Annotated in this window: 2 protein-coding genes; both read right to left on the reverse strand. The window is 35.4% G+C overall.

Annotated elements, in window-relative coordinates:
• Window positions 1-52 precede the first annotated feature (52 nt).
• Window positions 53-349, reverse strand: a complete 297-nt coding sequence (locus HMPREF2701_RS06870; protein WP_041823157.1) for a DUF5966 family protein — start codon at window positions 347-349, stop codon at window positions 53-55.
• 13 nt (window positions 350-362) lie between these two features.
• Window positions 363-644 (reverse strand): DUF5962 family protein (locus HMPREF2701_RS06875; protein WP_070482552.1); only part of this gene is annotated, 282 nt, incomplete at its 5' end.

Consider the following 644-nt stretch of genomic DNA (forward strand, 5'->3'; position numbering starts at 1 on the left):
AAACCTTATCCGAATTTAGATTCAGATAAAGTTTTTTAACCATCTAACAAGTTTACATACTTTCCTTAGTTTTGGAGTTTATGAAACGCCAACTGAATCCTAGAACCAACATCAGATTGATGAAAAGGTACACAGCCGTAAAACTAGTTAAACCATGTTGTCTGATATCATCAAAGTATAAAGTCGGTTCAGTAAAGAACAAATAAATTCCATAGACCTCCACGAAAATAAGAAAACTGACAAAACCAATAAGAAAAAGTCCACTGGCAATAAGAAAGAGTCTCCATAAAAGAATGAGAATTCCTCCTACTGCTAAAAAAATTACTGGGATAAGGAGTAAATCATTCATGACTTTCTCCTTTCTAGTCAATCAATTGACGATAATGGGTGGCAAGAGAGGAATCAAACTCTTCTAGTTTTTGAACCAATTCCAGATAGTTCTCTTTTTCATATTCTTCAAAGTCCACACCTCGATGATTCTGAAGAGCGATTTCCAATTGGCTAGTAAGTTCTCGTTTGGAAAAGCTGTAATCCCCTGTCACTTCCTCATAATGTTCCTTTAACTCCTTGTAGGCTTGGTATTCTTCAGGTGTTTGAAATCCCTGTACCAAAGCCTCTTCTAATTGATAATAGGTATCTTCCAT

Source organism: Streptococcus sp. HMSC077D04 (genome assembly GCF_001808785.1).
GTDB classification, from domain to species: Bacteria; Bacillota; Bacilli; order Lactobacillales; family Streptococcaceae; genus Streptococcus; species Streptococcus mitis_BX.

Coding starts and splice junctions, on each gene's coding strand:
- HMPREF2701_RS06870 (WP_041823157.1), bottom strand. CDS start 349: ATGAATGATTTACTCCTTATCCCAGTAATTTTTTTAGCAGTAGGAGGA.